Raw genomic sequence first — 15743 nt, 5'->3', positions numbered from 1 at the left:
TCGAGCATGATCAAAGTCGGTGACCAACTTCCCGCCACCACCCTGATGGAATACATCGAGGTCGAGGGCAATGGCTGCAGCATGGGCCCCAATGCCGTGGATGTGCACAAGGCTGCCGCAGGCAAGACCATTGCGCTGTTCGCCGTGCCGGGTGCCTTCACCCCCACCTGTTCCAACCAGCATGTGCCGGGCTATGTGGCGCAGGCCGATGCCCTGAAGGCTGCCGGCGTGGATGAGATCTGGTGCCTGTCGGTGAACGATGCCTTCGTGATGGGCGCCTGGGCACGGGATCAGAAGACGGCCAACAAGGTGCGCATGCTGGCCGACGGTGACGCTGCCTTTGCCAAGGCCACCGGCCTGACGCTGGACTTGAACGGCAAGGGCCTGGGCCTGCGCAGCAACCGCTATTCCATGCTGGTCAAGGATGGCAAGGTGGCCAGCCTGAACGTGGAAGCGCCCGGCAAGTTCGAGGTCAGCGACGCCGCAACCATGCTCGGTCAGCTCAAGGCCTGATAAGGTTCCACCAAGGTCAATGCCGCACCAGCCCGTGGGCTGGTGCGGCATTTACTATTATATGTATAGCTTCTCGCGCTTGATTGAAGCGCGCCAGAGGCCAAAATCATTCCAATTTCAACCGATATCCGCCTTCAGGTAATGCGACCCGCTCACCGGGTTGTGGTAATAGGGCGGTATCTCGGTAAAACCCAGTTCGGCATACAGCGCGCGCGCGGCCTCCATGCCGTCCAGCGTATCGAGCAGCACGCAGGCGTAGCCTGCCTGGTGTGCGGCATCCAGAATGGCCTCGGCCAGCTGGCGTCCCAGGCCGAAGCCGCGAAACGCCTTGCGCACGTACAGACGCTTCATCTCACCGGCATTGGCATAGTCCACGCTGTCCAGCGGCCTCAGGCCGCAGCAGCCGGCGATGCTGCCATCCACCTCGGCCAGCAGCAGCAGGCCGCGCGGGGCGCTGTACTCGCCGGGCAAATGGGCCAGCTCATCGGCGAAGTTCTGAAATTCCAGATCCACGTCCAGGCTGTCGGCATATTCTTGGAAGATGGCGCGCACGGCATCCATCTCGTGGGCTTGGCTGGGTATGAACAGGCGGATGGAGGGTGCGGGATCCACTGTGCGAAAACGGGGGCGGGTAGCGGAAGACGTTGCAGTTTAGCGGCAAGTCAGCCAGCGCCAAGCCCGGATATCCACCACGCCAGCGCGGCGCTCAGCACCGCCACCACGGCTGCACCGGTGCGCGCCGCCACATCGTCGCGCGATGCGGGTGCCTGGCGGGTCAGCAGCTTGTCGCCATGCAGCATGGGGCGCACCAGAGTCCGGCGCCGCACCAGCACGTAGTAGCCAATGGCCAGCAGGTGCAGCGCGACCAGGCCGATCAGCAGGTATTGCCCCAGGTCGGAATGAAACCAGGTGGCCAGGCCGACCCATTCGCCCGAAACGAAGCGCACCAGCGGCCCGGAAAATGAGATTTCGTCATCGCTCAGCAGGCCACTGCCGACCTGGGCCAGCAAAACGGCGAGCAGGGCGAAGACCGAGAGTGCGCCCAGCGGTGAATGTCCTGCCGTCTCCTCGCTGGCCTGACCGCGCAGATGGCGCCACAACCGCGTGGGTGAATGCACAAAGCTGGCAAAACGTGACCAATGCCCGCCCACCACGCCCCAGACCAGGCGAAACAACAGCAGGGCCAGCATCACATGCCCCAGCCGCAGGTGCCATTGCATGGCGTTGCCGCCGACCTTGGCGGTGATCACCAGTGCCACCACCGTGGCTGCCAGAAACCAATGAAACAAACGGGTGGGAAGATCCCAGACGCGAACCTTGTGCTGCATGAATTGCGAAACCTGAACTGGAAACCGGCGAATTGTGCCCAGCGGCAGATGGCGCCAAGAAAATCCGAGGAAACCCTGGGGTCATATACATGCGCTTTACGTTGCACGGTGATACTGCGCGCGGCCTGGCGCAGGCGCCGGCCATGCAGATGCCAACAACAACCGGATTCCCATGACCTTCAAGACCCTTGCCATTTCCGCCGCAGTCGCTGTAACCACCTTGCTCGCATTGCCTGCGCATGCCCAGTTCGCCAAGTCCGAAGAGGCCGTCAAGTACCGCCAGGGCAGCCTGTTCGTGATCGGTCAGCACTTTGGCCGCATCGGTGCCATGGTCAACGGCAAGCTGCCGTTTGATGCCAAGGCGGCGCAGGAAAACGCTGACATCGTGGCCGCCATGGCGGCGCTGCCCTGGACCGGCTTTGGCCCGGGAACCGACAAGGGCGCGCCGCACAAGGCCAAACCCAACGTGTGGACCGAGAAGGCCAAGTTCAATGAGCATGCCCAGACCTTCCAGGCCGAGGCGGCCAAGCTGGCCAGTGCGGCGAAGACCGGCAACCTGGAGCAGATCAAAACCGCCTTTGGCCCGGCAGCGCAGTCCTGCAAGTCTTGCCACGACGCCTTTCGCAATCGTTAAGCTATCAAAAATATAGCTTCAGGCGTACTGTCTATAAGCGCAAAAGGCCGGTTTCGTTAATGAAACCGGCCTTTTGCGTTGCATGCCTCAGGCCTCGGCCAGCAGCTTTTCAATCAAGCGGTGCAGTTCGGTGAAGTCGGGGGCGCCGACATAGCTCTTCACGATCTCCCCGCGCTTGTTGACGATGTAGGTGGTGGGAGTGAGCTTGACGTCGCCCCAGGCCTTGGCGACGGCACCGGTGTTGTCGATGGCCACCTTGAAGGGCAGCTTGCGCGTTTCGGTGAAGTTCACCACATAACTCGGCGGATCGTAGCTCATGGCCACGGCCAGGGTCTCGAAACCCTGGCCCTTGTACTTGTCGTAGGTGGCGACGATATCGGGCATCTCGGCGACACAGGTGGTGCAGCTGGTGGCCCAGAAGTTCACCAGGGTGACCTTGCCCCGGAGGTCGGCCGTGGTCTGCTGTGACCCATCGAGCAGCACAAAGGTCGATTGCGGCGCCACCGATGTCCCGGAGCCCAGCACCACCACGGCCCCGATGGCGACGCCTGCGGCCACCACGCCTGCCACCAGCCAATGCTTGATCTGCATACCCTGTTCCTCATGCCGGCCCGGTGCGGGCCCCAAATGCGTTGCGATTGTGCCGCAGCGCTGGATTCGCCGCCGCTGGCATGGGATTGCGCCAGGAGCGCGAAGTTTCATCCGGCCTTGGTCTGGCGCCCGGCAGTTTCATACCCCGTGGCTGGCCCGCCGCGCCGCAGACCGCTGGCATGGCATGGGCACGGTGATAATGCATGGCAAAGCCTTACGCCATGCATACCCGTCTTTTCATCATCGCCCACGCCCCCCTGGCCAGCGCGCTGCGCGAATGCGCCGTGCATGTGTTTCCTGATTGCGCGGCTGACCTGCTGGTGCTGGACGTGCCACCCCACGAGCCGCCGGAGCAGACCCTGGCGGCCGCGCGGGCCTTGCTGGAGCCACTGGGTGCGGCTTCGGTGCTGGTGCTGACCGATGTGGTTGGCGCCACGCCCTGCAATGTTGCGCAGCGCCTGGTCGATGATGTGCATTCACATCTGCTCGCCGGCGTGAACCTGCCCATGCTGCTGCGTGCCTGGTGCTACCGCGCCGAGCCGCTGGACGCCCTGGCCAAGCGCGCCCTGGCCGGCGCCACCCAGGGTGTGATGCGGGTCGAGGGCGTCAGCGCCGCAGCTCCAAAACCGATGTGCCATCCATGATCAAGAACAGCATCACCATCAGCAACAAGTTGGGTCTGCACGCCCGTGCCTCGGCCAAGCTCACCAAGCTTGCGGGCAGCTATCCCTGCGAGGTCTGGATGAGCAAGGGCGAGCGCCGCATCAACGCCAAGAGCATCATGGGCGTGATGATGCTGGCCGCAGGCCTGGGTACGCAGGTCGAGGTGGAGACCGATGGCGCGCAGGAGCAGGAGGCCATGAACGCGCTGCTGGCTCTGATAGACGACAAGTTTGGCGAAGGCGAATAAGTCACGAGCGAGGCGCACATGAGCTTCTCCATCCACGGCCTGTCCGTCGCGCGCGGCATTGCCATCGGGCGTGCGGTACTGGCCACGTCCAGTCGCATGGAGGTGGCGCATTACTTCATCGAACCAACGCAGGTGCAGGCCGAGATAGCGCGCGTGCGTAATGGCCGCAATGCCGTGGTCGATGAGTTGCAGCGTCTGCGTGCCGACCTGCCGCCGGATGCGCCGTCCGAACTCGCGGCGCTGCTGGATGTGCACCTGCTGCTGCTGCAGGACGAGATGCTGGTCAGCGGCGTGAAGCACTGGATCACCGACCGCCTGTACAACGCCGAATGGGCGCTGACCACGCAGCTGGAGATCATCAGCCGCCAGTTCGACGAGATGGAGGACGACTACCTGCGCGAGCGCAAGGCCGATCTGGAGCAGGTGGTCGAACGCATCCTGCGCCGCATGAAAGGCGTGGCCAGCCCCGTGGCGCCGCCGCCGCGCAGCCCGCGCCGCCAGGCCGAGGCCGGCGCCGAGGCCGAGTTCCTGCAGGGCGGCGCCGCCGACGTGCCACTGGTGCTGGTGGCACATGATCTGTCGCCGGCCGACATGCTGCAATTCAAGCAAAGCGTGTTCACGGGCTTCATTACCGATGTGGGCGGGAAGACCAGTCACACGGCCATCGTGGCGCGCAGCATGGACATTCCTGCCGTCGTTGGCGCACGCGGCGCCAGCCAGCTGGTGCGCCAGGACGACTGGGTGATCATCGACGGGGACGCGGGGGCGGTGATCGTCGACCCGTCGCCCATCATCCTGGCCGAGTATGGTTTCAAGCAGCGCCAGATCGCGCTGGAGCGCGAGCGCCTGACGCGCCTGCGGCACACGCCGGCGGTGACGCTGGATGCCCAGGCGATCGAACTGCTGGCGAACATCGAGCAACCCGGCGATGTCGCATCTGCGCTGCGCGCGGGGGCGGAAGGTGTCGGACTGTTTCGCAGCGAGTTTCTGTTCATGGGGCGCGCCGGACGCATGCCCGACGAGGAGGAGCAGTACCAGGCCTACCGTGAGGCGGTGGAGGGCATGCAGGGCCTGCCGGTCACCATACGCACCATCGATGTGGGCGCGGACAAGCCGCTGGACAAGTCGCACAAGGACAGTTCGCTCAACCCGGCGCTGGGCTTGCGCGCCATTCGCTGGAGCCTGGCTGACCCGGCCATGTTCCGCACCCAGCTACGTGCCGTGCTGCGCGCCGCAGTGCATGGGCCGGTCAAGCTGCTGTTTCCGATGCTGGCGCATGTGGGCGAGATCCGCCAGACGCTGGCCCAGGTTGACCTGGCGCGTGCCGAGCTGGACGCGCGCGGCATGGCCTACGGCCCGGTGCAGCTGGGCGCGATGATCGAGGTGCCTGCCGCGGCGCTGATGGTGCAGCAGTTCCTGCACTATTTCGACTACCTCTCGATAGGCACGAACGACCTCATCCAGTACACGCTGGCCATTGACCGCGCCGACGAGGCCGTGGCCGATCTGTACGACCCGCTGCACCCGGCCGTGCTGCGCCTCGTGGCCGATGTCATTGCCGCGGGCGCGCGCCAGGGCAAGAGCGTGAGCGTCTGCGGTGAGATGGCTGGCGACGTGGGCATGACCCGCTTGCTGCTGGGCCTGGGCCTGCGCAGCTTTTCCATGCAGCCGGCGCAGATCCTGGCCGTCAAGCAGGAGGTGCTGCGCGCCGATGCGCGCAAGCTTGCCGATTGGGCGCAACAGGTGCTGGCGGCCGATGACCCGGCAAGCTATATGAATGCTGCTTAGGGCGCGAGGCGCAGTGCAAGCTGTCGGCCTAGCACGGCTGCCGCGTCAGCCCAGTCGGTCTTGACGCCGATGCTCGCCAGGTCCACCGTTTGCAGGCCGGCATACCCGCAGGGATTGATGCGGGAGAACGGCTCCAGATCCATGGCCACATTCAGGGCCACGCCATGGTACGTGCAGTGGTGCGACACCTTGATGCCAATCGCGGCAATCTTGCCCAGGCCGGTGAAATCGGGTTGCGGGCGGGGGCTGCCAGGCGTGCGCCTTTGCGGGCGCTGCGCCAACATGGCGTGGCCACCGGGATCATCCAGGCGCACGTAGATGCCAGGCGCGCCGTCCACACGGTGGCCGGTCACGTCATAGTGCGCCAGGGTGCGGATCAAGGACTCCTCCAGCCGGTACACATATTCCTTTACGTAGTAGCCGGCGCGCTGCAGATCCAGCAGCGGATAGGCCACCACCTGTCCCGGGCCATGGTGCGTGACCTGCCCGCCGCGGTTGGTGGCCACGACAGGGATGTCACCTGGGGCAAGAATATGATTGTTTTTAGCGGCAAAGCCTTGCGTATAAACCGCGGCATGCTCACAAATCCATAGTTCATCCGGGGTGTCGGCGGTGCGCTGCACGGTGAAGCTCTGCATGGCGGCCACGGTTTCGCTGTAGTCCACCCGACCCAGAAGCCGAACCTGCACGGCCTGGTCGTTCATAACACGACCTTCACCATGGGGTGCGAGGACAGCGCGCGGTACAGGTCATCGAGCTGCTCGCGGCTGGTGGCCGTGATCGTGATGGTCACGCCCAGGTAGTTGCCGGCACGGCTGTCGCGCAACTCTATGGTGGAGGCATCGAAGCTCGGGTCATGGCGCCGTGCAAGCTCGACGATGGCGTGCACGAAACCATCTACCTTCGCGCCCATCACTTTGATGGGAAAGCGCGAGGGGTACTCGATGAGGGAGTCCTTGCGCGGGTCGGATGCGGGGATGTCGGCTGGGGTGGTCATGGTGGAGCTTTCGTGGTTATGCGCTGGCAGGTCAGGCGGGTGCGTACGTCGTCGGCTTCGACGCCGAGGCACTGGGTGTACGGCGGCCTTCGTTGGCGTGCAACCACACGGCAGCCCCTTGGCGTCTCGCTTTGTATGTGTGATGGTCACGCAATTGTGGCGCGGCCGGGGTTTTTACCTATAATGAAGGGCTTTGTGAGAATCTCGATCCGTGGCGCAGGCATCTACCCGCGAGAAAGTTACCGCCTCTGAGGCTGAATCTGAGGTTGAGGATTCGGACTTCAAGCCCCTGACTGCGCAGCAGGCCCAGGAATGGCGTGATCGCCAGCCGCCGTTGTCGGTGTGGCGCATCGTTGTCATGCAGGCTCTGGTGGGAGTGGTGGTGGCGCTGCTGGCGTGGTGGCTGACGGGGCGGTTGCAAGTGGCCTGGTCTGCTGGCTATGGCGCCTTGTCGGTGGTGTTGCCGGCGGCGCTGTTTGCGCGCGGCATGGCGCGCAAGCGCACATCCGCCGGGGCGGCCATGGCCGGGCTCATGGGTTGGGAGTTGGTGAAGATTGTTTTAACCGTTGCCATGTTGGCGGCGGCGCCCAGGCTGGTGCCGGGGCTCAGTTGGCTGGCGTTGCTGGCCGGCATGGTGATAACGATGAAAACGTACTGGATCGCGCTGCTGGCGCGGCCCGGTGTCCGACGAACCGATTGATATTTGAGAGAAGAGTTGTCCGATGGCCGCAGAAGCGCATGCACCAACCGCCAGTGAATACATCGTTCACCACTTGCAGCACCTGCAGAACGTCAAGCAGGGTTTCATTGTTGACTTTTCCGTCATCAACATCGATTCGATCTTTGTCAGTGCAGCGATCGGCATATTGATGTTGCTGGTCTTCTGGTCGGCGGCGCGCAAGGCCAGTTCCGGTGTTCCGGGCCGCTTCCAGGCGGCAGTCGAGATCCTGGTCGAGATGGTGGACAACCAGGCCAAGGCCAACATCCACAACGCGCAAAGCCGCAAGTTCATCGCCCCCCTGGCGCTGACCGTCTTCGTCTGGATCTTCCTGATGAACGCCATGGATATGTTGCCCGTCGACCTGCTGCCGGTGCTGTGGCAGGGCGCGACCGGTGACAGCCACGCCTATCTGCGCGTCGTGCCCACGGCCGACCTGTCCACCACGCTGGGCCTGTCCTCTGCCGTACTGCTGCTGTGCTTTTACTACAGCATCAAGATCAAGGGCCTGGGCGGCTGGATTCACGAGCTGTTCACGGCGCCGTTCGGCACCAGCAAGAACCCGCTGTTTGCCGCCATTCTGGGTGTGGTGAACCTGGCCATGCAGATCATTGAATACGTTGCCAAGACTGTCTCGCATGGCATGCGACTGTTTGGCAATATGTACGCTGGTGAGTTGGTGTTCTGCCTGATCGCCCTGATGGGTGGTGCGGCTGCCATGTCGCTCTCTGGTGTGTTGCTCCCCGTGGGGCACATCATTGCGGGCTCGATCTGGGCGATCTTCCACATACTGATCATCACCCTGCAGGCCTTCATTTTCATGATGCTGGCGCTGATTTACCTCGGCCAGGCGCATGACGCTCACTGAGCTTTCCCTTTCCCTTTCCTTTCTCAATCAACCTTTCTTTTCACACTAGGAGTCATCATGGAAAACATTCTCGGCCTCGTCGCTCTGGCTTGCGGTCTGATCGTTGGTCTTGGCGCCATTGGCGCCTCGATCGGTATCGCTCTGATGGGCGGCAAGTTCCTGGAATCGTCGGCCCGTCAGCCCGAGCTGATCAACGAGCTGCAAACCAAGATGTTCATCTTGGCCGGCCTGATCGACGCGGCCTTCCTGATCGGTGTGGCCATCGCCCTGCTGTTCGCTTTCGCCAACCCCTTCGTCCTGGCCTAAGCACTCCGATCAACGCCCACGAATAGAAAGGTGTTGCCGTGAGTATCAACGCGACCCTGTTCGTTCAGGCCATAGTCTTTCTGATCCTGGTGTGGTTCACGATGACCTTCGTGTGGCCCCCGATCGCCAAGGCTCTGGATGAGCGAGCCCAGAAAATCGCCGATGGTCTCGCTGCGGCTGACAAGGCCAAGACCGAACTCGCCGCTGCCGACCAGCGCGTGAAGAAGGAATTGGCTGCTGCCAGCAACGAAACCGCCACGCGCCTGGCTGACGCCGAGCGCCGCGCCCAGGCCATCATCGAAGAGGCCAAGGCACGCGCCACCGAGGAAGGCAACAAGATCGTCGCCGCCGCCCGTGCCGAGGCCGAGCAGCAGGCCATTGCCGCCCGTGAGACCCTGCGCGAGCAGGTGGCCGCACTGGCCGTCAAGGGTGCCGAGCAGATTCTCCGCAAGGAAGTCAATGCCGGCGTCCATGCTGATCTGCTGAACCGCCTCAAGACCGAGCTGTAAGGAACGCAACATGGCTGAACTCGCCACCATTGCCCGTCCTTACGCCGAGGCGCTATACAAGGCCTGCACCGGCAAAACCGGTGTCGATCTTGGCGGTGCCAGCGCCTGGGTGGACGAGCTGGCGGCGATTGCCGCCAACCCACAATTGCGCCAGCTGCTGGACAACCCCAAGGTGTCGGCCGAACAGTTGTTCGGCCTCATCACCGGTGTGGCCCGCACGGCGTTGCCGGACATGGCGCACAACTTCCTGCGCACCCTGCTCGACAACGGCCGTGTGCAGGCGCTGCCCGAGATTGCGGCACAGTTTCGCGCGCTGGTGAACCAAGGCAATGGCTCTTCGGATGCCGTCGTCTACAGCGCCTTCCCGCTGGATGCCAACGCACTGGCCGAGCTCGGCGCCAGGCTGCAAAAGCGCTTTGGCCGCCAGCTGAACCTCTCCGTGCAGACGGACGAGTCGCTCATCGGCGGCGTGCGCGTGGTGGTGGGCGACGAGGTGCTCGACACCTCCGTCAAGGCACGTCTGGAACAAATGAAAGCGGCCCTCATCGCCTGATCGGGTGCTGAGGTCTGGGCTTATTAAAGAAAGAAGGAAAGAGTCATGCAACTCAATCCCGCAGAAATTTCTGAACTGATCAAGAGCCGCATTGAAGGGCTGGCAGCCAGCAGCGACATCCGCAACCAGGGCACCGTGGTGTCCGTGACCGACGGTATCGTGCGCATCCATGGCCTGTCGGACGTGATGCAGGGCGAAATGCTGGAATTTCCCGCCGACGCGGACGGCCAGCCCAGCTACGGCCTGGCGCTGAACCTCGAGCGCGACTCCGTGGGCTCCGTGATTCTGGGCGGCTACGAGCATATCTCCGAAGGCGATACCGTCAAGTGCACGGGCCGCATTCTGGAAGTGCCCGTGGGCCCCGAACTGGTCGGCCGCGTGGTCAACGCCCTGGGTCAGCCCATCGACGGCAAGGGCCCGATCAACGCCAAGATGACGGACGTGATCGAAAAGGTCGCTCCGGGCGTGATCGCACGCCAGTCCGTGGACCAGCCCCTGGCCACCGGCCAGAAGTCCATCGATTCCATGGTGCCCGTCGGCCGCGGCCAGCGCGAGCTGATCATCGGCGACCGCCAGACCGGCAAGACGGCTGTGGCCATCGATGCCATCATCGCCCAGAAGGGCCAGGGCGTGACCTGCATCTACGTCGCCATCGGTCAGAAGGCTTCGTCGATCAAGAACGTGGTGCGCGCGCTGGAGCAGGCCGGCGCCATGGAATACACCATCGTCGTCGCCGCCTCGGCTTCTGAATCGGCTGCCATGCAGTATGTGTCGGCCTACTCCGGCTGCACCATGGGCGAGTACTTCCGCGACCGCGGCCAGGATGCGTTGATCGTCTATGACGATCTGTCCAAGCAGGCCGTGGCCTACCGCCAGGTCTCGCTGTTGCTGCGCCGCCCGCCGGGCCGCGAAGCCTTCCCTGGCGACGTTTTCTATCTCCACAGCCGCCTGCTCGAGCGCGCCGCGCGCGTGAACGCCGACTACGTCGAAGCCTTCACCAAGGGTGAAGTCAAGGGCAAGACGGGTTCGCTCACGGCCCTGCCGGTGATTGAAACCCAGGCCGGCGACGTGTCCGCCTTCGTGCCGACCAACGTGATCTCGATCACCGACGGCCAGATCTTCCTGGAAACCAGCCTGTTCAACGCCGGTATCCGCCCCGCCATCAACGCCGGTATCTCGGTGTCGCGCGTCGGTGGTGCCGCCCAGACCAAGCTGATCAAGGGCCTGTCCGGCGGTATCCGTACCGACCTGGCGCAGTACCGCGAACTGGCCGCCTTCGCGCAGTTTGCCTCTGACCTGGACGAGGCCACCCGCAAGCAGCTGGACCGCGGCGCGCGCGTCACCGAGCTCCTGAAGCAGCCCCAGTACAGCCCGCTGCCCATCAGCCTGATGGGTTCCTCGCTGTTCGCTGTGAACAAGGGCTTCCTGGACGATGTGGACGTGAAGAAGGTGCTGTCCTTCGAATCCGGTCTGCACCAGTTCCTGAAGACCAGCCACGCGGCCCTGCTGGAGCGCCTGGAAGCCAACCGTGCCTTCGACAAGGAAGGCAAGGACGAAGCCGAGCTGACGCAAGCCATCACTGCGTTCAAGAAGACCTTCGCCTAACGCGGCAGGAGGAGTCATCATGGCAGCAGGCAAGGAAATACGCGGCAAGATCAAATCGGTGGAGAACACCAAGAAGATCACCAAGGCCATGGAAATGGTGGCCGCGTCCAAGATGCGCAAGGCGCAGGATCGCATGCGCGCCGCCCGTCCCTATGCCGAGAAGGTGCGCAACATTGCGGCCCATCTCGGTCAGGCCAACCCCGAGTACGTTCACCCTTTCATGAAGGCGAACGAAGCAAAGGCGGCCGGCATCATCGTGGTCACCACGGACAAGGGGCTGTGCGGCGGCATGAATACCAACGTGCTGCGTGCCGTCACCGGCAAGCTGCGTGACCTGCAAACTGCAGGTGTGCAGGCGCAGGCGGTGGCCATTGGCAACAAGGGCCTGGCTTTTCTGAACCGCGTGGGCGCCAAGGTGGTTGCGCAGTCCGTTGGTCTGGGCGACACGCCGCATCTGGATAAGCTCATCGGCCCGGTCAAGGTGCTGCTGGACGCTTATGCCGAAGGCAAGATCAATGCGGTGTACCTGGCGTACACCAAATTCATCAACACCATGAAGCAGGAATCGGTGGTGGAGCAGTTGCTGCCCCTGTCCTCCGAGCAGCTGCAGGCCAACAAGTCCGGTCACGGTTGGGACTACATCTATGAGCCCGACGCTCAGAGCGTGATTGACGAGCTGCTGGTGCGTTATGTCGAGTCGCTGATCTACCAGGCCGTGGCAGAGAACATGGCTTCGGAGCAATCGGCGCGCATGGTGGCCATGAAGGCCGCCACCGACAACGCGGGCAACGTCATCAACGAGCTCAAGCTGGTCTACAACAAGACGCGCCAGGCCGCGATCACGAAAGAACTTTCGGAGATCGTCGCCGGTGCGGCGGCAGTTTAAATTTCTGGAGCAAACAAATGGCTCAAGTGCAAGGCAAGATTGTTCAATGTATTGGCGCCGTGGTGGACGTGGAGTTCCCGCGCGACCAGATGCCCAAGGTGTATGACGCCCTCAAGCTCGAAGGCTCGGCCCTGACGCTGGAAGTGCAGCAGCAGCTCGGTGACGGCATCGTGCGCACCATTGCCCTCGGCTCGTCCGACGGCCTGAAGCGCGGCATCATGGTGACCAATACCGGCAACCCCATCACCGTGCCCGTGGGTAAGGCGACGCTGGGCCGCATCATGGACGTGCTGGGTAACCCCATCGACGAGCGCGGCCCCGTCAGCCAGGAGCTGACGGCCTCCATCCACCGCAAGGCTCCCGCCTACGACGAACTGTCGCCGTCGCAAGAGCTGCTGGAAACCGGCATCAAGGTGATCGACCTGGTGTGCCCGTTCGCCAAGGGCGGCAAGGTGGGCCTGTTCGGTGGCGCCGGCGTGGGCAAGACCGTGAACATGATGGAGCTCATCAACAACATCGCCAAGGCGCACTCGGGTCTGTCCGTGTTTGCTGGAGTGGGTGAGCGTACCCGCGAGGGCAACGACTTCTATCACGAAATGTCCGACTCCAAGGTCGTGGTGCAGGAAGACCTGAGCCAGTCCAAGGTGGCCATGGTCTACGGCCAGATGAACGAGCCCCCGGGCAACCGTCTGCGCGTGGCCCTGACGGGTCTGACCATCGCCGAGTCCTTCCGTGACGAAGGCCGTGACGTGCTGTTCTTCGTGGACAACATCTACCGCTACACCCTGGCCGGTACCGAAGTGTCCGCCCTGCTGGGCCGTATGCCTTCCGCCGTGGGCTACCAGCCGACGCTGGCCGAGGAAATGGGCCGCCTGCAGGAGCGCATCACCTCCACCAAGGTGGGCTCGATCACCTCCATCCAGGCCGTGTACGTGCCTGCCGACGACTTGACCGACCCGTCGCCTGCCACCACCTTCGCCCACCTGGACTCCACCGTGGTGCTGTCGCGTGACATCGCAGCCCTGGGTATCTACCCGGCCGTGGATCCGCTCGATTCCACCAGCCGCCAGCTCGACCCCCATGTGGTGGGCGAGGAGCACTACCAGGTTGCCCGCCAGGTGCAGGGGACGCTGCAGCGCTACAAGGAACTGCGCGACATCATCGCGATTCTGGGTATGGACGAGCTGGCGCCGGAAGACAAGCTGACGGTGGCCCGCGCGCGCAAGATCCAGCGTTTCCTGTCGCAGCCCTTCCACGTGGCCGAGGTGTTCACGGGCTCGCCCGGCAAATATGTGCCCCTGTCCGAGACCATTCGTGGCTTCAAGATGATTGCGGCCGGTGAGTGCGATCACCTGCCCGAGCAGGCCTTCTACATGGTCGGCACCATCGACGAAGCCTTCGAGAAGGCCAAGAAGCTGGCGTGATGTGAAGTTGAGCGTTGAGCGTTGAGGGTCGAGCGTTAAGCCGTCCTTGGGTACGCCAACGCACAACACACAACGCACAACCGAAGGAGTTTTCATGAACACCATCCACGTTGATGTGGTCAGTGCCGAAGAGTCCATCTTCTCCGGCGAGGCACGCTTTGTCGCCTTGCCCGGCGAGGCGGGCGAACTGGGCATCTACCCGCGCCACACACCGCTGATTACCCGCATCAAGCCGGGGTCGGTGCGTATCGAGCTGCCCGATGGCAACGAAGAGTTTGTTTTCGTGGCCGGTGGCATCCTGGAAGTACAGCCCAACTGCGTGACCGTATTGTCCGATACCGCCATTCGCGGCCGCGACCTGGATGACCAGAAGGCACAAGAGGCCAAGGCCTCGGCCGAAGAAGCGCTGAAAAACGCGAAGAGCGAAATCGACCTGGCGCGTGCCCAGTCCGAGCTCGCCATCATGGCGGCACAGATCGCGGCGCTGCGCAAGTTCCGTCAGAAGCACTGACAAGCCGGGCCGTCAAGGCTCTGGCTGCCAACCTAAAGGAACGCCTGCCGCGTTCCTTTTTTTATGTCTTAGCGCGTTCCGACACGGATGTCGCTTAGCTCTCAGGGCGCGATTACCGGGTCGTTCGGCAACTCGTTGCCGCTGTCATCCATAGTCTGAAAGCCATCCCGGGGGAAATGCGCGACCAATAGCGCCGAAACCTCCGCCAGCGCCTGGGTCAGTCCATCCTCATAGTGTCCCGCGCGAAAGGCCTCGGTCATGGTGGCCACCGTCGTGCGCCAGGTTTGCGGGGCAACATGCTGGGTGAGGCCGCGATCGGCAACGATCTCGATGGCGTGATCGGCCAACAGCAGATAGATCAGCACGCCGTTGTTGCCCTCCGTGTCCCATACGCGCAGCTTGCCGAACTGGGTGATGGCGCGCTCGCGCGCGCCGGCGCCGCGCCAGATGTAGGACAGGGGCAGGCCGCCCTCGACGCAAATGCGGATCTGCCCGGTGTGGCGCTGTTCGCTGGCGGTGATGCGTTGCGCGAGGCGTTGCAGCATGTCAGGTGGCAGGGTCTGGTGCAGGGCACCGTCGGCCCAGCGGTGGCGTAGCAGCCGCATCAAGCCGCGCAGTGCAGAAGGTGGCGTGTTTGGCGTGGGGGAGACCATGGTGATTGTTAAGTCCTTGTCTTGTCTACCAGTCGCCCGAGGCACCGCCACCGCCAAAATCACCGCCGCCGCCGGAGCCAAAGCCGCCGCCCGGGCTGCCGCCGCTGCCCCAGCCACCCCCCCAGCCGCCACGGCCACCGCCGTGCTGGCCGCCATGACCTACGATGGGCATGTTGCGCCCGGCGAAGATCCAGGTGTAGAGCAGGGCCGCGACGGCTGCCGCGGCCGCCAGCAGCAGGCTGGAGGTGACAACAAAGGCCAGCAGGCCTGCGCCGCCGCCCATGGCCAGGCCGCCCAGGCGTTGCCCCAACAGGCGCCGCAACAAGGGGCCGGCCACCATGACACCAAAGAACAGGAAGATGGCCAGATCGGACAAACTGCCTTCGTCCTGCATCTGGCCACCCCTTCCCTGGCCGGGGCCCTGCGGAGCGGGGAGGCTTTCGCCGGCGATGCGTGCGTCTATCTGATCCACTGCCGCCAGCAGGCCACCGGCGAAGTCCCCCTCGCGAAAGCGTGGCTTCATGGCGCCGTCGATGATGCGGGCGGCGGCAATGTCGGGGATGGCTCCCTCCAGCGCCTTGGCCACTTCGATGCGCATGCGCCTGTCGTCCTTGGCGACGACGATCAGCACGCCGTCGCCCACCTCCTTGCGCCCGATCTTCCAGGCATTGCCGACGCGGTTGGCAAAGGCGGCAATGTCCTCAGGCGCCGTGGTGGGCACCATCAGCACCACCACCTGAGAGCCATGGCGCTGTTCCATGGCCGCCAGTCGGGCCTGCAGCGACTGCAACTCGGTTGCGCCGAGCGTGCCTGTCTCGTCAATCACGCGCGCGTTCAGCGCGGGGACGGCGCGCAGTGGCTGGGCGCCAGCCGGAGGAATGCCGATTGCTATTAATAATATAGCTATCAGCGCTTGAATGGCAAGCGCTACAGGCATATTTGGCTCAGA

The 15743-nt window shown here is 63.8% G+C and carries 20 protein-coding genes and 1 pseudogene; 14 read left to right on the top strand and 7 right to left on the bottom strand.

Features of this window, described 5'->3' with window-relative positions; genetic code table 11:
* The first annotated feature begins 6 nt into the window (after nucleotides 1-6).
* Nucleotides 7-513, top strand: coding sequence for a peroxiredoxin (locus P4826_RS11290; RefSeq protein ID WP_317700492.1), 507 nt, complete (start codon nucleotides 7-9; stop codon nucleotides 511-513).
* Between the two features lie 117 nt (nucleotides 514-630).
* On the opposite strand, the gene P4826_RS11285 is transcribed toward P4826_RS11290, so the two are convergent.
* Complete coding sequence (locus P4826_RS11285; RefSeq protein ID WP_317703758.1) at nucleotides 631-1074, bottom strand: GNAT family N-acetyltransferase; 444 nt, start codon at nucleotides 1072-1074, stop codon at nucleotides 631-633.
* Between the two features lie 101 nt (nucleotides 1075-1175).
* Nucleotides 1176-1841, bottom strand: a complete 666-nt coding sequence (locus P4826_RS11280; RefSeq protein ID WP_317700491.1) for a cytochrome b/b6 domain-containing protein — start codon at nucleotides 1839-1841, stop codon at nucleotides 1176-1178.
* 172 nt (nucleotides 1842-2013) lie between these two features.
* Here P4826_RS11280 and P4826_RS11275 point away from each other — a divergent pair, with 172 nt between their 5' ends.
* Entirely contained in the window at nucleotides 2014-2475 is a 462-nt protein-coding gene (locus P4826_RS11275; protein ID WP_317700490.1) for a c-type cytochrome, read from the top strand.
* 87 nt (nucleotides 2476-2562) lie between these two features.
* Here the strand turns inward: P4826_RS11275 and P4826_RS11270 are convergent, their stop codons facing one another.
* Nucleotides 2563-3066, bottom strand: coding sequence for a TlpA disulfide reductase family protein (locus P4826_RS11270; RefSeq protein WP_317700489.1), 504 nt, complete (start codon nucleotides 3064-3066; stop codon nucleotides 2563-2565).
* 221 nt (nucleotides 3067-3287) lie between these two features.
* Between P4826_RS11270 and P4826_RS11265 the strand changes: the two are divergent.
* From P4826_RS11265 to ptsP, 3 genes and pseudogenes are all read left to right on the top strand, one after another.
* Nucleotides 3288-3735, top strand: a pseudogene (locus tag P4826_RS11265) (PTS sugar transporter subunit IIA); the annotation flags it as partial.
* Complete coding sequence (locus P4826_RS11260; protein ID WP_317700488.1) at nucleotides 3707-3976, top strand: HPr family phosphocarrier protein; 270 nt, start codon at nucleotides 3707-3709, stop codon at nucleotides 3974-3976. The pseudogene P4826_RS11265 and the gene P4826_RS11260, both read left to right, overlap by 29 nt.
* Before the next feature lie 18 nt (nucleotides 3977-3994).
* Nucleotides 3995-5764 (top strand): phosphoenolpyruvate--protein phosphotransferase, encoded by a 1770-nt coding sequence (gene ptsP / locus P4826_RS11255; RefSeq protein WP_317700487.1) that lies wholly within the window; start codon nucleotides 3995-3997, stop codon nucleotides 5762-5764.
* Here ptsP and lipB read toward each other — a convergent pair.
* Complete coding sequence (lipB, locus tag P4826_RS11250; protein WP_317700486.1) at nucleotides 5761-6468, bottom strand: lipoyl(octanoyl) transferase LipB; 708 nt, start codon at nucleotides 6466-6468, stop codon at nucleotides 5761-5763. The genes ptsP and lipB overlap by 4 nt on opposite strands.
* The gene (locus tag P4826_RS11245; protein ID WP_317700485.1) at nucleotides 6465-6761 is read right to left on the bottom strand and encodes a YbeD family protein; all 297 of its coding nucleotides are present in this window, start codon (nucleotides 6759-6761) and stop codon (nucleotides 6465-6467) included. The genes lipB and P4826_RS11245 overlap by 4 nt, the downstream gene beginning before the upstream one ends.
* Nucleotides 6762-6972: 211 nt before the next feature.
* Between P4826_RS11245 and P4826_RS11240 the strand changes: the two genes are divergently transcribed.
* The 9 genes from P4826_RS11240 to P4826_RS11200 all read left to right on the top strand — a co-directional run bounded on the left by P4826_RS11240 (nucleotide 6973) and on the right by P4826_RS11200 (nucleotide 14141).
* Nucleotides 6973-7461 carry an ATP synthase subunit I gene (locus tag P4826_RS11240; RefSeq protein ID WP_317700484.1) on the top strand — a complete coding sequence of 163 codons (489 nt, stop codon included), beginning with the start codon at nucleotides 6973-6975 and terminating at the stop codon, nucleotides 7459-7461.
* Between the two features lie 22 nt (nucleotides 7462-7483).
* A complete protein-coding gene (gene atpB, locus P4826_RS11235) occupies nucleotides 7484-8347 on the top strand; it encodes a F0F1 ATP synthase subunit A (protein ID WP_317700483.1) in 864 nt (287 codons plus the stop codon).
* Nucleotides 8348-8404: 57 nt separating this feature from the next.
* Complete coding sequence (gene atpE, locus P4826_RS11230; RefSeq protein WP_011803767.1) at nucleotides 8405-8653, top strand: F0F1 ATP synthase subunit C; 249 nt, start codon at nucleotides 8405-8407, stop codon at nucleotides 8651-8653.
* A gap of 38 nt (nucleotides 8654-8691) precedes the next feature.
* A complete protein-coding gene (locus P4826_RS11225) occupies nucleotides 8692-9162 on the top strand; it encodes a F0F1 ATP synthase subunit B (RefSeq protein WP_317700482.1) in 471 nt (156 codons plus the stop codon).
* A gap of 10 nt (nucleotides 9163-9172) precedes the next feature.
* A complete protein-coding gene (locus tag P4826_RS11220) occupies nucleotides 9173-9715 on the top strand; it encodes a F0F1 ATP synthase subunit delta (protein ID WP_317700481.1) in 543 nt (180 codons plus the stop codon).
* 45 nt (nucleotides 9716-9760) lie between these two features.
* Nucleotides 9761-11320 (top strand): F0F1 ATP synthase subunit alpha, encoded by a 1560-nt coding sequence (gene atpA / locus P4826_RS11215; RefSeq protein WP_317700480.1) that lies wholly within the window; start codon nucleotides 9761-9763, stop codon nucleotides 11318-11320.
* 19 nt (nucleotides 11321-11339) lie between these two features.
* Entirely contained in the window at nucleotides 11340-12206 is an 867-nt protein-coding gene (gene atpG, locus P4826_RS11210) for a F0F1 ATP synthase subunit gamma (RefSeq protein WP_317700479.1), read from the top strand.
* A gap of 17 nt (nucleotides 12207-12223) precedes the next feature.
* On the top strand, nucleotides 12224-13630 hold the full coding sequence (gene atpD, locus P4826_RS11205) for a F0F1 ATP synthase subunit beta (protein WP_317700478.1): 1407 nt from the start codon (nucleotides 12224-12226) through the stop codon (nucleotides 13628-13630).
* Nucleotides 13631-13724: 94 nt separating this feature from the next.
* Nucleotides 13725-14141 (top strand): F0F1 ATP synthase subunit epsilon, encoded by a 417-nt coding sequence (locus tag P4826_RS11200; RefSeq protein WP_317700477.1) that lies wholly within the window; start codon nucleotides 13725-13727, stop codon nucleotides 14139-14141.
* A gap of 101 nt (nucleotides 14142-14242) precedes the next feature.
* Here the strand turns inward: P4826_RS11200 and P4826_RS11195 are convergent, their stop codons facing one another.
* Complete coding sequence (locus P4826_RS11195) at nucleotides 14243-14794, bottom strand: TPM domain-containing protein (RefSeq protein WP_317700476.1); 552 nt, start codon at nucleotides 14792-14794, stop codon at nucleotides 14243-14245.
* Nucleotides 14795-14819: 25 nt separating this feature from the next.
* A complete protein-coding gene (locus P4826_RS11190; protein ID WP_317700475.1) occupies nucleotides 14820-15731 on the bottom strand; it encodes a TPM domain-containing protein in 912 nt (303 codons plus the stop codon).
* Nucleotides 15732-15743 lie beyond the last annotated feature (12 nt).

The organism is Diaphorobacter limosus, from assembly GCF_033100095.1.
GTDB classification, from domain to species: Bacteria; Pseudomonadota; Gammaproteobacteria; order Burkholderiales; family Burkholderiaceae_C; genus Alicycliphilus; species Alicycliphilus limosus.
This window is presented reverse-complemented; position numbering and strand designations above follow the sequence as displayed.

Coding starts and splice junctions, on each gene's coding strand:
- P4826_RS11195 (WP_317700476.1), bottom strand. CDS start 14,794: ATGGTCTCCCCCACGCCAAACACGCCACCTTCTGCACTGCGCGGCTTG.
- atpB (WP_317700483.1), top strand. CDS start 7,484: ATGGCCGCAGAAGCGCATGCACCAACCGCCAGTGAATACATCGTTCAC.
- atpA (WP_317700480.1), top strand. CDS start 9,761: ATGCAACTCAATCCCGCAGAAATTTCTGAACTGATCAAGAGCCGCATT.
- P4826_RS11285 (WP_317703758.1), bottom strand. CDS start 1,074: ATGGATGCCGTGCGCGCCATCTTCCAAGAATATGCCGACAGCCTGGAC.
- P4826_RS11280 (WP_317700491.1), bottom strand. CDS start 1,841: ATGCAGCACAAGGTTCGCGTCTGGGATCTTCCCACCCGTTTGTTTCAT.
- P4826_RS11290 (WP_317700492.1), top strand. CDS start 7: ATGATCAAAGTCGGTGACCAACTTCCCGCCACCACCCTGATGGAATAC.
- P4826_RS11200 (WP_317700477.1), top strand. CDS start 13,725: ATGAACACCATCCACGTTGATGTGGTCAGTGCCGAAGAGTCCATCTTC.
- P4826_RS11220 (WP_317700481.1), top strand. CDS start 9,173: ATGGCTGAACTCGCCACCATTGCCCGTCCTTACGCCGAGGCGCTATAC.
- atpD (WP_317700478.1), top strand. CDS start 12,224: ATGGCTCAAGTGCAAGGCAAGATTGTTCAATGTATTGGCGCCGTGGTG.
- P4826_RS11260 (WP_317700488.1), top strand. CDS start 3,707: ATGATCAAGAACAGCATCACCATCAGCAACAAGTTGGGTCTGCACGCC.
- atpG (WP_317700479.1), top strand. CDS start 11,340: ATGGCAGCAGGCAAGGAAATACGCGGCAAGATCAAATCGGTGGAGAAC.
- lipB (WP_317700486.1), bottom strand. CDS start 6,468: ATGAACGACCAGGCCGTGCAGGTTCGGCTTCTGGGTCGGGTGGACTAC.
- atpE (WP_011803767.1), top strand. CDS start 8,405: ATGGAAAACATTCTCGGCCTCGTCGCTCTGGCTTGCGGTCTGATCGTT.
- P4826_RS11245 (WP_317700485.1), bottom strand. CDS start 6,761: ATGACCACCCCAGCCGACATCCCCGCATCCGACCCGCGCAAGGACTCC.
- P4826_RS11270 (WP_317700489.1), bottom strand. CDS start 3,066: ATGCAGATCAAGCATTGGCTGGTGGCAGGCGTGGTGGCCGCAGGCGTC.
- P4826_RS11190 (WP_317700475.1), bottom strand. CDS start 15,731: ATGCCTGTAGCGCTTGCCATTCAAGCGCTGATAGCTATATTATTAATA.
- P4826_RS11275 (WP_317700490.1), top strand. CDS start 2,014: ATGACCTTCAAGACCCTTGCCATTTCCGCCGCAGTCGCTGTAACCACC.
- ptsP (WP_317700487.1), top strand. CDS start 3,995: ATGAGCTTCTCCATCCACGGCCTGTCCGTCGCGCGCGGCATTGCCATC.